Source organism: Gottfriedia acidiceleris (assembly GCF_023115465.1).
Taxonomy (GTDB): Bacteria; Bacillota; Bacilli; order Bacillales; family Bacillaceae_G; genus Gottfriedia; species Gottfriedia acidiceleris_B.
Genome location: NZ_CP096034.1, coordinates 1,202,124 through 1,217,455, shown reverse-complemented (window position 1 = coordinate 1,217,455; position 15,332 = coordinate 1,202,124). Strand labels below are relative to the sequence as shown.

Genomic DNA, 15,332 nt, shown 5'->3' with positions numbered 1-15,332 from the left:
GGTTTTTTTATTTTTTCAATTTTACCAACCAAAATCCAATGTTTTTCCGGTCTCTGCATATGTTTTTACATTACTTAAAATCATTGGCCAGGTAGATTTCGTATTTTCATATGAAGGGTGATTTTCTGGCCATTGGTCGTTTACTAGTGTTAATTTTGTGCATTTGCCCACCTCTTCAAGTGTAAGTGTAATTCTAGTTTCTAATTCAGCATGATTTTCACGGTAAACGGGGCCAGGATGTTCTGTATAGCTCATCATTTTATGAGGCTCAAATGCTAGAATTTCCCCATAAACATGCACTGTATGATCTCCAGCTTCTCCTGGTCCGATATATTCATACTGTGCTCCGACTTCAAATGTTGATTTTAAAATACAACCAAAAAAGATAACTTTCGTTCCTTCTGGCGAAACAAATATGTTCCACACCTCTTCTGGTTTTGCTCCAATATAAATCTCATACTTAAGATCTTCCATTTTCTCATCCTCCATTTGTTTTATGTGTAGAATGATGAATTGATTCTAGATGACACTTCCATTATATACCGAAAAATGGTCAACTTATTATTTCATTTGATTTCAAGATTATATATATTAAAATTAATAAAAAATCAATTTCAATGAGAGGTGAAAATATGAATTTAACTTATGAAGTGATTGACGAGGATCACATTGAATTATGTAGAGATTTATGTAATGAATTAATGACTTTTCAGAAGGCAAAAGCGAAGATAAAACCAGAGTTGTTTGATAGTATGAATTTCGATACACGTATGGTTCCTTCAGTAAAAAAAGCTATACATAATTATATTGTTATCGTAAAAGATGAAGATCAAATCGTTGGTTACGTTTATTCAAATATTTCTCCAAAAGAAGTATACTCAAGCGAATTTGCAACTTTTTTTGACCTTTCTTCAGTCCATAAAAAGAATGTTGGATGTTTATCACAATTTTACATTAAAGAAGAATATAGAAAATATGGAGTAGGCTCTGTATTATTCAAACTGTCAATGAACTGGCTAAAACAATTTGATGATGTAGAGGATTATTTTATCTATGTTTCAAATGGAAATGAAGACGCTCTAGAATTTTATAAACGTAAAGGATTCTCTGTTAGTCATACAATATTAGATGGTTTTATAACTGTTTTAAGAAGTAACGATCAATTTCAAACAATTTAAGAAAAGTAAAAATAAAGGGGAGTCTCAAAAAATCTTTCGAGACACCCCTTTTCTTTTTATTTACTATTAAAATGCCCAGTTACCATTTCTCATGATTGGTTCAACTGTACCATCTTCTTTAATTCCATCGATGTTTAATTCCGCTGATCCGATCATAAAATCAACGTGCGTTAAACTTTGGTTAATTCCTAATTTTTCTTGCTCTTCTGAAGGTAATTTTTCTCCATCCTTCATATTGTTTGGATATGCTTTGCCTAATGCTAAGTGGCAAGAAGCATTTTCATCATATAATGTGTTGAAGAAAATTAAACCTGTATTTGAAATTGGTGAATCATGTGGTACTAATGCTACTTCACCTAGACGGCGAGCACCTTCATCAGTATCTAATAAATGTTGTAAAGTATCATAGCCTTTTTCAGCTGTGAAATCAACAACTTTACCGTCTTTAAAAGTTAAAGAGAAATTCTCAATTAAATTCCCACCGTAATTTAATGGCAAAGTCGCTTGAACAGTACCATTTACACCATGGCTATGTGGCATAGAGAAAACTTCTTCAGTTGGAATATTAGGATTAAACCATTTTCCATCTTCACTGTTCGCTCCGCCACCTTTCCATACATGATTATCTACTAAATCAAGTTTCAAATCAGTACCAGGTGCTGTGTAATGTAGTGTTTTGTATCGTTTGTCATTTAATTGAACAACTTTTTCTTGTAAGAAATCGTTGTGTTTAACCCAAGCTTCAACTGGATTTTCATTGTCTACTCGGCAAATTTTGAATACTGAGTCCCAAAGTAATTCCATCGCTTTATCAATTGGTTCATTTGGATAAACTTTTTCAGCCCATTCAACACATGGAATAGCTACGATTGACCAACGAATTCTATCAGCCATCATGTATTCACGATAATTATGTAGTGCTTTGCTAGCTGTTTTATTAAAAGTTGCAATACGTTTAGGATCGATCCCTTTTAATAATTCTGGATTTGGTGAAATTACTGATAAAACAGCACCTCCATTTTCAGCTAATTCTTCCATAGCTGTTACTTTCCAGCCTGGGAATTCTCCAAAAACTTCTTCAGGAGCTAGTTCATATTTAGTACGTGTAATTACATCATCATTCCAATCGATGTTTACATTTTTAGCTCCAGCTTCGTAAGCAAATCTTACAACTTTACGTACGAATTCTGCAGCTCCGATTGGCGCATTTATTTGTAATGTTTGTCCTGGTACGATATTAACACCACTTTTTACCGCAAGTTCAGCATATTTTTCTAATGATTTTTCAAACTGAGACATTGATATCCCTCCATGTTTAACGATTTAAAAACCTAACCTACTAAATTATAATATAAAGTTCAGAAAATTAATACATAAAAGAGACTGACTATTCATTTTTATTTGAAATGTCAGAGTGACTTTGGCAAACTAGTGAAATACTTAATCTCGTTGTCGCTTTTTAACCCAAAAAAAGCACCTTTCAGAAGTGCTTTTAATGCGTAAATAAGCCTGAAAATTTTTATGAAACAATGTAGGTCTCATAACCATTAACATTTAGGAATTTTTCAGCTTTAACTCTGTCATTTTCTGTTTGAAGGCTTATTCTTAGTACACCTGGTAACCCTTCACGTGATTCTATGATCCTCAGATTCGTAATGCTAACTTGGTGAATCGATAAGATTGTCGTAATGTTAGCAAGCTCACCAACACGATCTAAAACATCTACATACAAATCAAAATAACTTGGGATGGCGCCATTTGCTTTTGCTGGCATGTTGTCTCTAAAATCTTTTGATTCCTTGAAATAATGAAAGATATCTTCTTTATCCTGACTTTCAACTAGCTGATACATTTGTTTCATATCATCAATCCAATTCGAAATTAATGAAAGCAATGTATCTTTATTTTGAATCACAATATCAGTCCACATTTTTGGACTACTTGATGCAATCCTAGTAATATCTCTAAACCCGCCGGCAGCTAAGGCTGTTACTAAAGGCTCGTCCTTCGAATAAGATTTAACTTGCTTAACAAGATTAGAAGCAATGAGATGTGGAAAATGGCTTACCACTCCGGTGATTTGATCATGTGTTACTTCATCAATTACTACAAAATGTGAACCTGTTCCTTTAAGCCATTCTTTTAATTCATCAATTTGTTCATTTTTAGTATTTTCACTTGGTGTCAAAATAAAATATGCATTTTCAAATAAATGAACTTTTGCACTCTCTATACCCGTTTTATGCGATCCTGCCATTGGATGACCTCCAATAAAGCAATAACCTTTATCTGTAAGAGTTTTCGAATGCCTCATAATTTCACTTTTCGTACTACCTACATCAGTTAATATGACATCATTCTTAAGTTCATATTCACTTAACATATGTATATATTTTATTGACTCCTCTACAGGACAAGAAAAAATGATTAGATGAGCCTTCTCGGCACAGTCTTTCAGCTGTACCGAGATTTCATCTAAAACTTGAATTCTTTTACCAATTTCAAGTTGTTTTTCGTTTATATCATATCCAATTATATTTACATCATGAACTTTTTTTATTGCCAAGGCAATTGAGCCTCCGATTAATCCTGTGCCAATTAAAAGGACGTTCTTTTTCAAGGCATTCACCGCCTATCCTTCATTAAGTAATTTTATTTATGATTGAAGTTTTGCACGGAAGTCTTTTAACTCAAACATAAATTCTTCAAATTGTGGGATATTCATTTGTTGAGCTGAATCTGATAATGCAACTGCTGGATCAGGATGTACTTCAGCCATTATTGCATCTGCTCCAATTGCTAATGCTGCTTTTGCTGTTGGTAATAGTAAGTCCTTACGACCTGTTGAATGTGTTACATCTACAACAACTGGTAAATGTGTTTCTTTCTTCAGAATAGGTACTGCTGAGATATCTAATGTATTTCTTGTAGCTTTCTCGTAAGTACGAATTCCTCTTTCACAAAGAATAATTTGGTCATTTCCTTGTGAAATAATGTATTCTGCTGCATTAATAAATTCTTCAATTGTTGCTGACAGTCCACGTTTTAATAAAACTGGTTTATTTACTTGACCTACTGTTTTCAGTAAATCAAAGTTTTGCATATTTCGTGCACCAATTTGAATTACATCAACGTATTCTAAAGATCTTTCAACATCATTTGGATTTAGTATTTCACTAATTACTGCTAAATCGAATTCATTTGCCACTTCTCTTAAAATTTGTAGTCCTTCGTATCCAAGTCCTTGGAAATCATATGGAGAAGTTCTAGGTTTAAATGCACCGCCTCGCATCATTGTTAAACCTTGTTGTTTCATAGCTTGTGCTACTGCACGTACTTGTTCGTAGCTCTCAACTGCACATGGCCCCATAATAAATGATTGAGAACCATCACCAAGGACAATATCATTTTTCACTTTAACAATTGTATTGTCTGGCTTTTTCTTTCTTGAAACTAAAAGAGCTTTTCTGTGATCATCCTCTTGTAATTCTAAGCTTGCTTGGAAGATTGTCTTGAAAATATGTTGTAAAGTTGAAGTTTCAAATGGGCCTTCATTTACATTTGCAATCATATCTAAAACTTCACGCTCACGAACTGGATCGAAACGCTTAATACCATGTTTAATCTTTTGCTGACCAATTTCTTGAACAACTTTTCCACGCTCGTTTAATAATTCAACGATTTTTAAATTAATCTCATCAACCTTATCACGTAATTGCACTAACTCATTATTTGTACTCATTTCTTTTTCCTCCTCAAATTTTAAATGTCTATTCAAATACCACTTCTTTTATCAAGAAGTAAGTATGTAAAAAATGAAAACAAAAAGTCCCTACTGAATAAACAGTAGGGACGAATTATTTAATCGCGGTACCACCCTAGTTGTGAACAAAAACTCTGTTCACCACCTTCATTTTGTTAACGATCAAAATGACCGTTTCTATTTTCATTAAATGAAATAGAAATTGCTCCAAGAATGTAATTCAGCATACCTTATGTACTGACTCGCAGCTTCCGTCAGCTCTCTTAAACAGGGAAGTTATGCCTACTGTGCCCTTATCAACGCAATAAATATTTAATTGTCGAAAGATTCTTTAAAAAAGTTATTAAAATGGATTATAAAGCACTTTTAAATAGGCTGTCAATGCATTTTTTTCTAGAATATGTAACGATTTTAAAAAAGATACATCGTTATTGAAATGGTAGCGCTTACTATTTTCAACATTTTTTTTACACTGCTTACATTTTTTTTATGGTACAGACACACAGAATTTGTACATTACATAAATATATAAATAACAACTAACCTTACCTTCCTTAGGAGTGATTATATGCCTGGTTTATTTACCGCCTTAAGTCTTTTCTTAAAAGAAGTGTTTGTGTTTGTTTCCTATGTTAAAAATAATGCCTTCCCTCAACCGCTTTCACAAGCCGAAGAAACGCTCTATTTAAATCGTATGGCAAATGGAGATGGAGAAGCACGAAATTTATTAATTGAACATAATTTAAGACTTGTTGCTCACATTGTTAAAAAATTTGAAAATACCGGAGAAGATGCTGAAGATTTAATTTCGATTGGCACAATAGGTTTAATAAAGGCAATTGAGAGCTTTGTTCAAGGTAAAGGAACAAAATTAGCGACATATGCAGCTAGATGTATTGAGAACGAAATACTTATGCATTTACGTGCTTTAAAGAAAACAAAAAAAGATGTTTCCCTTCATGATCCAATAGGTCAAGATAAAGAAGGCAATGAAATTTCACTTTTAGACATATTAAAAACTGAGACAGAAGATGTAGTTGATCAAATTCAACTTAATATGGAATTAGAAAAAATCAAGCAATATATTAAGATTCTAGACGACCGTGAAAAGGATGTAATTATTCAGCGCTTTGGTATTGATATGGATAAGGAACTAACTCAACGTGAAATTGCAAAGAAATTAGGAATCTCAAGAAGTTATGTTTCGAGAATTGAAAAACGCGCTTTAATGAAAATGTACCACGAGTTTTTAAGAGCTGAAAAAGAAAAGAAAAAAGATAAAAAATAAACCACTAAAGATGAATATGACCTCCAATTGTTAGTCAGATCTAACAATTGGAGTGATTCATTTTTAGTGGTTTTATGCTTGCTCTTCTTTTTGTATTTTTCGTTTAAAATAATTGGATGTCAGAAAGAAACCTAATGCAATAATCAGCATTGTAAAAACCATACTCTCGACTATTAATATTTTATGTTGGGTTAATCCGTCCTTTGGAAGGAGAGTCCCGATATAGAAAAAAGTAGCCAATGCTGTTGTTATTGCTCCAAATGTTTTAAAATCGTTAACTTTTGCCTGTAGCTTTTTTAAATTCACGAATACTACACCTTCCCTTCTTGTTGACTTAATAACTTTAACATACTTTATACTAAAAAAGTAAAGGTAATAATAGGTAGTACATGTAGAGATTAGTAAGTATTATTGTCAATGAATTAAGTATGGTCTTATTGATTTTCGCGTTATGCTTTCTTACTAAAACTATATCGCTAAAATATTACGAGTACTTATTTCCACACAAAGAAGAAAGGAATTATTTAAAATCCCTTTCAATTTTTTCACAATGTAAGCTATAAGTTATTTTAGACCATTCTTAATAAACTCAATTGTACGTTCAGTTTCCTGTTCTTCGTTCCAAAAAGGTGTATTTTCTAGGACGATTGAAGAGATAACTAGACCAACTACTGTTGAGATAATTAGTCGTAATATTGTCGGTATCGGTCGTTCTTTTATTTGTCCTTTATCGATAAACGATTGTAATACAGTGGCTGCTTTAGGGTACATTTTATCTTTAAAGAGTTTTTTTAGCTCTTCTTGCATATCGTCTTGGAATGGCATTTCTTGTATGATTATTTTTACAGCTGCTTTATTTTTCTTTGCAAATTCCATGCGATTTTTAATAAGCGCATTAAGAAAATCTTCAAATGTTTCGTACTCTAAATGGAACACTGCTTTAGAAAAACGATCCATTTCAAAAGGAGCTATTGTTTTTACTAATGTCGGTTTGATAATACTTTTTAATAGATCCTTTTTTGTTTTAAAGTAACGAAAAATAGTACCTTCAGCAACATTTGCTTTTTTTGCAATTTCATTGGTCGATGTACTAACGAAACCTTTTTCTGCAAAAATTTCAATTGCAGCTTCAAGTATTTTTATTTCTTTTTCATTCATTTCTTGTAATTTTTCTTTTGGAAAAAACTCTTCTAATTTAATTGGTAACACTCCTTAAATTGAACGCTGTTTCTTTAATGCAACTATATTTAAAGAAATAAATACTATTGAAAATCCAAGTAGGATCAATAATTGATATACAACATCAGAAAGCGACTGCCCTTTTATCATAATACCTCTAAGAGCTTCTGCCCCATATGTCAGTGGTAAAATACCACCGATAAATTTGAACCAATTTGGTAAAAATGCCGTTGAGAAAATACCTGAAAAAAGTATTTGCGGAACAGCAATAACTGGAATAAATTGTACAACTTGAAATTCATTATTTGCATATGCAGATAACAGCATACCAAGTGTAAGAGCAGTAAGAGATAATAATATATTAACTACGCAGACTTCCCATGCACTTCCTACATTATACATATCTAATACACTGATTGAAAAGACTGTTATAATGATCGATTGGATTAAAGCAAAAAATCCAAAGCCTAAAATATAACCAACTACTATTTCCCATCTTTTGACTGGCGTGACAAGTAATCTCTCAAGTGTTGTCGTTAATCTTTCTCTTACAAATGAAATGCCTGACAAGATAAATACAAATAAGAACGAGAAAAATCCAATAAAAATCGGTCCAATTGAATCAAATGATTCCATATTTTTACTACCATAAATTGGGTCCATTACAATTTTAAAATTAGAAGGTGTATTTTCCTTAACTGCTGATTGAATTGCATCCATTACTGCAGTTGTTCTTGCTTTGTCTGTCCCTTCAAACTGTACTACTATTTCTCCTGATTTAAATATAACAGCACCATCAAGATCCATCTTTTTCAATTTATCTTCAATATCTGAAGGATTTACATTTTTTACTTTCGCATAATCTTTTACAATTTGCTCAAATGCTGGAGGAGCATCTACTAGCGCTAAAGTTGGTTTTGTGTCATCTTGTTTTAAGATAAAAGAAAATAAAAACAATAATACGATAGGAGCAATAAAAATCATTGCAAGGGATCTTCTATCTTTTAAAAATTGTTTTATTATCCGTTTAGAAATAGCAAAGACTCTCATGAACTCACCTCAGTATTAAAATATAGGTCCTCGATTTTGCCTGTTTTTGATTGCGAGATTAAATTTTCAGTAGTATCTAAAGCGATTAATTCTCCTTCTCTAATTAATCCGATCCGTTCACATTTTTCAGCTTCTTCCATGATATGGGTTGTAATGATTATCGTAGTACCTTGTTTTTTCATTTCAAAAAATTGATTCCAAATTTGTTTTCTTAATACTGGATCAATTCCAACTGTTGGTTCATCAAGGATTAGTAATGTAGGGTTATGAAGGATTGAAATTGCAAGAGAAAGTCGTTTTTTCATTCCCCCTGAATATTGATTAACTTGTTTGTTTAATGAGTCCTCTAACCCAACGATTTGAGCTACTTCTTGAATTCTCGTCTTAAGTACTTTACCTTTTTTATTATATAGGGCACCAAAGAAACTTAAATTATCAGCACCCGTTAAATCGCTATATAAAGCGTCAGATTGTCCCATATAGCCAATTGATGGAAGGACTGTGAAATTAGGCATTTCATTATTGTAAACTAATACTTCTCCCTTTGAACTTTTATCGATCCCAGCAATCAATTTTATTAAAGTTGTTTTACCAGAACCTGATGGACCTAAAATCCCAAAAATCTCTCCTTCTTGAATGTTCATAGAAATATTTTTTAGTACAGCTCTTTTTCCAAATAATCGGTCAACATTTTGGATTTGAACAACATTGCTCATCTTATTCCTCCGTTCAAGTCTAATTCTTTTAAGACCTCATAATGAGTGAGTACTCACTTCTTACCTTTATCTTAATTCACTTTTTTTTGCTAGTCAACAAAAAGTGAGTACTCACTCAATTGTATTTTAATAAAAAAAGAAAGATGCCTATACGACATCTTTCTTTAAATAAATTATAACGCTTTAATCATTTCCTCAACCATTAATGTTGAATTAACAGCTGCAGTATGAAGGAATTGATCAAATGAAATATTTGATTCTTTACCTGCAATATCTGACAATGCTCGTGTTACAACAAATGGCACTTTAAAAGCATAACAAACTTGAGCAATTGCAGCTGCTTCCATCTCTACAGCATACAGATCACCAAATTTCTCTTTTACGAAGTCAACTCTTACTGGATCGTTCATAAATGAATCTCCAGTTACAATTAACCCTTCAACAACTTGGATACCATTAATTTTTTCAGCGCATTTTTTAGCGATAGACTTTAATTTATCATCAGAAGGGAATGCAGCTGGCATACCTGGAACTTGTCCGTATTCATAATTGAATGCGGTAACGTCTACATCATGATGACGCACTTCAGTTGAGATAACCACGTCGCCAACATTTAAGTCAGTATGAAGTCCGCCTGCAGATCCTGTGTTAATAACAAAATCTGGTTGATATTTTTCTAAAAGAATTGCTGTTGCCATTGCTGCATTAACTTTACCAATGCCAGACTTTAATAAAATTACTTCTTTTCCTTCGTATGTACCTATGTTATATTCTGAGCCTGCAACTTCTTCTTTTCTAAGATTGTCTAATTTATCACGTAATACATGTACTTCTTCTTCCATTGCTCCAATAATAGCTATTTTCATTCTATCAATTCCCTACTTTCTCTTTCAAACTTTAATCATTTTACCATATAGCGACATATCATTCATCTTTAAGAATGCCTACACCAAGAAACACTTTAATGCTTAAAAATTTGCTCCTATAGAGACTAAGAACTTTTTAGCAATTCCCTGTCGTTTTAATACTTTAGCTCTTTTACTTCTTGTACCAAAATAGGGAGCCAGCCTTCTTTTACAACCCAGTGTAAGTATACGACATATTTATAGCTTAAGTCGTTTGTGGCAACGTATACTTTTATACTTTGTTGATCGTATCCTTGACCAATATGCCAAACTGAATAATCTTCTTTTGTTAAAGAAATCGCATTTGATACTGCTTCTTCCATTTCATAAAAGTCTTGAGACATATGACTATAGTGAACTGTATGAGGCTCAATTTGTCTTGTTTTGTTAGGTGTCCATTCTTTTACAGTCGATTCTATAATATTTTCATCATTTATTGAATCTTTAATAATCTCATTTACTTTTTGACGATATTTCGCTTGATATGGATTCGGTATATCAGTCATTTGCTTTGGTTCTTGAGTAATCCTAGTAATCTTAGCTTTTGCAGTATTAGGCTCTATCTTTTGTTGATTGACGATTGGTAAAGTTATTTTTATCCCTAAATAGATGATTCCAACTAGAAGTGGAATAAGTAGTATTCTGTAAAAATAATTTCCTCTTCGTACTCGTCTTAATTTTTGGACCCTTTTGTTTGGTTCAATCGAAGACATTGACAAAATCCTCCAAAAACAACTAATTTTTCCCTATTTTAACATAGAGTTAATTAATTAAAAATAGCTATTTTGTGTGGTTTTTATCAAAGTTATATATCGATTTTATTAAACTTGTAACCGTATCAGAGGTAGAAGTAACTTCGTTTGGAACATTTAAACTAACTACTGCGAATGCATATCTTGGCTTATCATATGGAAAATAACCCGCAAACCATTTGTTTTGTTCAACAATTTTACCATCTACTACTTTTGTTTCCGCTGTACCACTTTTACCTGCTAAAGTATAGGGCAAACTAGTATATCGATTTCCCGTACCTTTCGGATCCGTAACTACACCTCGAAGTAATTCTCTTAATTGTTGCATTGAATCCGGAGCTAGATAATCATCTACTAATGTCTGTTCTGGGAATTTAAACATTTCTGTCCCATTTTTATATAATACAGAATCTACTACTTTTACTTGTTTTGGGCTACCACCTCGTGCAATAGTAGCCATCATATTAGCTACAGCTAAAGGGGATACTTTTACATCCTGTTGCCCAATAGAAGTATTTAAGAGCTTATCACTTAAATAGTTTCCTACAAAATAAGTTGGTTTCCCTTCATTTTGAAATTGACTAAAATTAGACTCATGATAGACGGATCCTGTCCATCCTACTGGACCATCTAATCCTAGCTTTTTAGCATATGTTTGAAACATATCTTTATTTTTTAGAGTTAATTGCTTACCCAATTGGCCAAATGTGTAATTACAACTTTCATAGAAACTTTGTTGAAAAGTTAAATTACCTTTTCGCTTTTTCTCTTCATCTTCGTATTTACCGACTAGATTATTATTACAATTATACATTTGATTTTCTTTCACAATTCCTTGATCTATTGAGGCAGCCGCTACAACTGTTTTAAAGACTGAACCAGGTGTACTAGCTAATAGTGCATAATTAGTCGCTGTATTATCATTCGAAGAAAATAAATTTTGGAAATTCATTTTTGGTCGGCTAACCATTGCTAATAAATTGTTAGTCTTTACGTCAATTAGCACTGCTGCACCTTTTTGAAGTTTAGCTTGGTCAACAGCTTGTTCTAATATTTGTTGTAAATCTTTATCTAATGTAGTTGAAAGGGAAACTGGATAAAATGGATTACTAGGTTTCGCATATTTTACTTCATTTCCAAACATCGGTTTACCTAAATTGTCTACGTGAAGCATTAAATTAGAGGTTCCATCAGATTTTAAGAAATCTTCAAACTGAGCTTCTAATCCAATAACTCCAAATTCTTTAGGCTTATAATCTCGATCACTTTCATACTGTTTTTCATATTGTTCTTTATTTTCTCTAGCTATTCCAATTAGGTGTTCTGCCAATTGTTTATCGTCATTGTCTTGAGACAACATCGAAATTAATCCAGAAACATGTAAATTATTTATTTCATCAATTTTTTCCGATGTTAATGTTTTTGTCATTCCTTCTAATGTAAATGGTTCTTTTTTACCAATAAACTGATTTTTAATATTTGCAACCGGTACTCCTGTAATCGCCGATAATTTATCAATTGGCCAATCAATTGTTTTTAAAAATGGAAATAAAATAACTTTTGGAGTGTAAGCTGCACTTAATAATTTTCCATTTCGGTCAAGTATTTTTCCACGTCCATTATCAATCCGAAACTGAAATGTTCTTTGAGCAACACTTCGTTCGATTAAATTTACCTTTTGTGGACCAAAATTCTTTTGATGAAGTACACTAATATCAAAACATCTGTATACGATTAAAGAAAATAGTAACGAAATAATAATTAATATGGCTTTTATCCGTCTATGCATATAAAAAACACCTCATCTACAGTGTAGACGGGGTGTTCTTTTTTCAAACAATTAAATTGTTAAACAAATCAAATTATTTAACAGCAATAATTCTTACTTGCATATCTCCACCTGGCGTATTAACAGTCACTTCTTCACCAACAGTTTTGCCTAATAAGCTTTTTGCGATTGGAGAATCATTTGAAATTTTACCCTCAAATGGATCAGCCTCAGCACTACCTACAATTGTGTAAGTTTCTTCGTCACCAGCTGGTAATTCTAAGAAAGTTACAGATTTACCTAAAGTTACTGTATCTGATGCATCATTATTTTCAGTAATAATTTCAGCATTACGAATCATATTTTCTAAAGTTGTAATACGACCTTCAACAAATGCTTGTTCATCTTTTGCAGCATCGTATTCAGAGTTCTCTGAAAGGTCACCAAAGCTACGAGCTATTTTAATACGCTCTACTACTTCAGCACGCTTTACTGTTTTTAAGTTTTCTAATTCTTGTTCTAATTTTTGTTTCCCAGCTAAAGTCATAGGGAATTTTTTTTCGTTAGCCATTTTGTACACTCCTTTTAGTATCCACCGTTTCTTTTATGTAGAACTTCTAAATATCTGTTTATACAATGTACTTGTACAAACAGTGTATGAGAATAATAAATGAAACATTCAACTTATGAAAACGCATTCTTTTATATAGAAAGATGAAGAAGTGGGTGCTTCTCCATCTTTCCAAAATTATATTTAGGAATTATTCTCTCATATGAACGTATTATAATACACTTACTCTTTCAAGTATAGTCTGAATTTTTGTAGCCATTAAATCAATAGCCACAAAGTTCTGACCGCCTTCTGGTATGATAATATCTGCGAATTTCTTAGATGGTTCACAGAATTGATTATGCATAGGGCGTACAACATTTACATATTGATCAACCACAGAATCGACTGTTCTTCCACGTTCTTTTATATCTCTTTGTATTCGACGAAGTATTCGTAAATCAGCATCCGTATCTACAAATATCTTTATGTCCATTAAGTCACGTAAACGCTCGTCTTCTAATACTAGAATACCTTCTAAAATAATAACTTCTTTTGGCTCTACAGGGATTGTTTCTGAAGATCTTGTATGAATTGTATAGTCATATACAGGTTTTTCAATTGCTTTGTATTGCAATAAATCTTTTATATGCTCAATAAACAAATCATTATCAAATGCTAATGGATGGTCATAATTTGTTTTCAATCTTTCTTCCATTGGCAAATGCGTTTGATCTCTATAATAAGAATCTTGCTGAATCATTAAAATTGAATGACCTTTAAATTGATCATAGATTGCTTTTGTTACAGAAGTTTTACCAGAGCCAGTCCCTCCAGCAATTCCAATTACAATGGGCTTATTCCCCATACTTCAATCCCTCTTTCTTATCAAACTAACTTTTTTCTCATCATGTTGTAAGGATAAACTTTTTGATTCACTTTAATTTTTACAATTTCTAATGGATGTCTTGCAGCGTCTACTTCTGTTCCATCTTCATTAACAATTACACCAACTGTTTGTTTGAAGTTTTCAATTTCAGGTCCAAAAAATTCAATTTGGTCACCTGGTTTGAAGTAGTTACGTTGTTGGATTGTTGCGATACCAGTTTCATCATCATAGTCTAGTACAAGACCTGCAAAATCATACGTTGTTTTTTTGCTATGATTTCCATACATTTGCTCTTTCATTCCTGGGAATCCTTCAAAGAAAGAAGAAGCAGTGTCACGATTCGCACATTTATCTAGTTCTTCAACCCATTCTTCTTTAAATTCAAAGTTTTCTGGGTCAGCACAATATGCATCAATTATTTTACGATAAACAGATACAACTGTTGCTACGTAATGAATTGATTTCATACGTCCTTCAATTTTTAAACTATCTACACCCATTTCAATAAATTTAGGAATTGAACGTAATAAATTTAAATCTTTCGGGCTCATTGCAAACGGTGCATCTTCTTCAGCAAATAAAGCATTTTCTGTTGCATCCGGATTTTGTGACTCAGTTTGAACTAAATCGTAATCCCAACGACATGATTGACAGCATCCACCACGGTTCGAATCACGTGCAGTCATATGATTACTCAACGTACAACGGCCAGAATAAGCAATACACATTGCACCATGAATAAAAGTTTCAATTTCAACGTCTACTTTTTCTTTGATTTCTTTGATTTCTTCATAGCTCGTCTCACGTGCTAATACTAATCGATGTAATCCTTCTTCTTTCCAGTACTGTGCAGCACGATAATTTGTTAAAGATTGTTGTGTACTTAAATGAACCTCTAATTTAGGTGCTGCTTCTTTACATGTTTCAATGATATATGGGTCAGCTACAATAATTCCCGTAACACCTGCAGCTTCAATTCCTTGTAAATACTCAACTAATCCGTCCATGTTTTCGTTATGAGCAAATATATTTGTTGTTACATATATTTTCGCATTAAATTTGTTTGCAAATTCTACCCCTTCAGCCATTTCTTCAATAGAGAAGTTATCTGCATTCGAACGTAAACCAAACTCTCTACCACCAATAAATACGGCATCTGCGCCATATCTTACTGCAATTTTTAATTTTTCTAAATTACCAGCCGGTGCTAATAGCTCAGGTTTCTTCACGATTACACGTTTGCCATCAACTATTTTATCTAATTGTCCAATTGCCATTATTAGTCCTCCTCTTT

Annotated in this window: 16 protein-coding genes and 1 other annotated feature; of the genes, 2 read left to right on the top strand and 14 right to left on the bottom strand. The window is 32.4% G+C overall.

From position 1 onward, the window contains the following. Nucleotides 1-21 precede the first annotated feature (21 nt). Nucleotides 22-474, bottom strand: a complete 453-nt coding sequence (locus tag MY490_RS05740) for an SRPBCC family protein (RefSeq protein ID WP_248268363.1) — start codon at nucleotides 472-474, stop codon at nucleotides 22-24. 158 nt (nucleotides 475-632) lie between these two features. Here MY490_RS05740 and MY490_RS05735 point away from each other — a divergent pair, with 158 nt between their 5' ends. Next, nucleotides 633-1,178 (top strand): GNAT family N-acetyltransferase, encoded by a 546-nt coding sequence (locus tag MY490_RS05735; protein WP_248268362.1) that lies wholly within the window; start codon nucleotides 633-635, stop codon nucleotides 1,176-1,178. A 66-nt stretch (nucleotides 1,179-1,244) separates the two neighbouring features. Here the strand turns inward: MY490_RS05735 and MY490_RS05730 are convergent, their stop codons facing one another. The 3 genes from MY490_RS05730 to MY490_RS05720 form a co-directional block, all read right to left on the bottom strand. Then, nucleotides 1,245-2,477 carry an aminopeptidase gene (locus tag MY490_RS05730; RefSeq protein WP_248268361.1) on the bottom strand — a complete coding sequence of 411 codons (1,233 nt, stop codon included), beginning with the start codon at nucleotides 2,475-2,477 and terminating at the stop codon, nucleotides 1,245-1,247. A gap of 220 nt (nucleotides 2,478-2,697) precedes the next feature. Further along, nucleotides 2,698-3,798, bottom strand: a complete 1,101-nt coding sequence (locus MY490_RS05725) for a prephenate dehydrogenase (RefSeq protein ID WP_248268360.1) — start codon at nucleotides 3,796-3,798, stop codon at nucleotides 2,698-2,700. 36 nt (nucleotides 3,799-3,834) lie between these two features. Then, on the bottom strand, nucleotides 3,835-4,920 hold the full coding sequence (locus MY490_RS05720) for a bifunctional 3-deoxy-7-phosphoheptulonate synthase/chorismate mutase (RefSeq protein WP_248268359.1): 1,086 nt from the start codon (nucleotides 4,918-4,920) through the stop codon (nucleotides 3,835-3,837). A 103-nt stretch (nucleotides 4,921-5,023) separates the two neighbouring features. After that, nucleotides 5,024-5,250 (bottom strand) — a binding site (T-box leader). A gap of 259 nt (nucleotides 5,251-5,509) precedes the next feature. Between MY490_RS05720 and sigK the strand changes: the two genes are divergently transcribed. Further along, nucleotides 5,510-6,229, top strand: coding sequence for an RNA polymerase sporulation sigma factor SigK (sigK, locus tag MY490_RS05715; protein WP_069035122.1), 720 nt, complete (start codon nucleotides 5,510-5,512; stop codon nucleotides 6,227-6,229). A gap of 72 nt (nucleotides 6,230-6,301) precedes the next feature. Here sigK and MY490_RS05710 read toward each other — a convergent pair whose 3' ends face one another. The 10 genes from MY490_RS05710 to MY490_RS05665 all read right to left on the bottom strand — a co-directional run bounded on the left by MY490_RS05710 (nucleotide 6,302) and on the right by MY490_RS05665 (nucleotide 15,315). Then, a complete protein-coding gene (locus MY490_RS05710) occupies nucleotides 6,302-6,535 on the bottom strand; it encodes a YrhC family protein (RefSeq protein ID WP_248268358.1) in 234 nt (77 codons plus the stop codon). Between the two features lie 258 nt (nucleotides 6,536-6,793). Continuing rightward, nucleotides 6,794-7,438, bottom strand: coding sequence for a TetR/AcrR family transcriptional regulator (locus MY490_RS05705; protein ID WP_248268357.1), 645 nt, complete (start codon nucleotides 7,436-7,438; stop codon nucleotides 6,794-6,796). 3 nt (nucleotides 7,439-7,441) lie between these two features. Next, nucleotides 7,442-8,458, bottom strand: a complete 1,017-nt coding sequence (locus MY490_RS05700; protein WP_248268356.1) for an ABC transporter permease — start codon at nucleotides 8,456-8,458, stop codon at nucleotides 7,442-7,444. Then, entirely contained in the window at nucleotides 8,455-9,174 is a 720-nt protein-coding gene (locus tag MY490_RS05695; protein ID WP_248268355.1) for an ABC transporter ATP-binding protein, read from the bottom strand. The genes MY490_RS05700 and MY490_RS05695 overlap by 4 nt, the downstream gene beginning before the upstream one ends. Before the next feature lie 173 nt (nucleotides 9,175-9,347). After that, entirely contained in the window at nucleotides 9,348-10,040 is a 693-nt protein-coding gene (gene mtnN / locus MY490_RS05690) for a 5'-methylthioadenosine/S-adenosylhomocysteine nucleosidase (RefSeq protein ID WP_248268354.1), read from the bottom strand. A 155-nt stretch (nucleotides 10,041-10,195) separates the two neighbouring features. After that, nucleotides 10,196-10,792, bottom strand: a complete 597-nt coding sequence (locus tag MY490_RS05685; protein ID WP_248268353.1) for a YrrS family protein — start codon at nucleotides 10,790-10,792, stop codon at nucleotides 10,196-10,198. Between the two features lie 67 nt (nucleotides 10,793-10,859). Beyond that, nucleotides 10,860-12,620: a peptidoglycan D,D-transpeptidase FtsI family protein gene (locus MY490_RS05680; protein ID WP_248268352.1), complete on the bottom strand. Its 1,761-nt coding sequence runs from the start codon at nucleotides 12,618-12,620 to the stop codon at nucleotides 10,860-10,862. Nucleotides 12,621-12,693: 73 nt separating this feature from the next. Continuing rightward, the gene (gene greA, locus MY490_RS05675) at nucleotides 12,694-13,170 is read right to left on the bottom strand and encodes a transcription elongation factor GreA (protein WP_097979017.1); all 477 of its coding nucleotides are present in this window, start codon (nucleotides 13,168-13,170) and stop codon (nucleotides 12,694-12,696) included. A 211-nt stretch (nucleotides 13,171-13,381) separates the two neighbouring features. After that, nucleotides 13,382-14,017, bottom strand: coding sequence for a uridine kinase (gene udk, locus MY490_RS05670; RefSeq protein ID WP_056472723.1), 636 nt, complete (start codon nucleotides 14,015-14,017; stop codon nucleotides 13,382-13,384). Between the two features lie 20 nt (nucleotides 14,018-14,037). Beyond that, nucleotides 14,038-15,315, bottom strand: coding sequence for a peptidase U32 family protein (locus MY490_RS05665; RefSeq protein ID WP_248268351.1), 1,278 nt, complete (start codon nucleotides 15,313-15,315; stop codon nucleotides 14,038-14,040). Nucleotides 15,316-15,332: the final 17 nt, after the last annotated feature.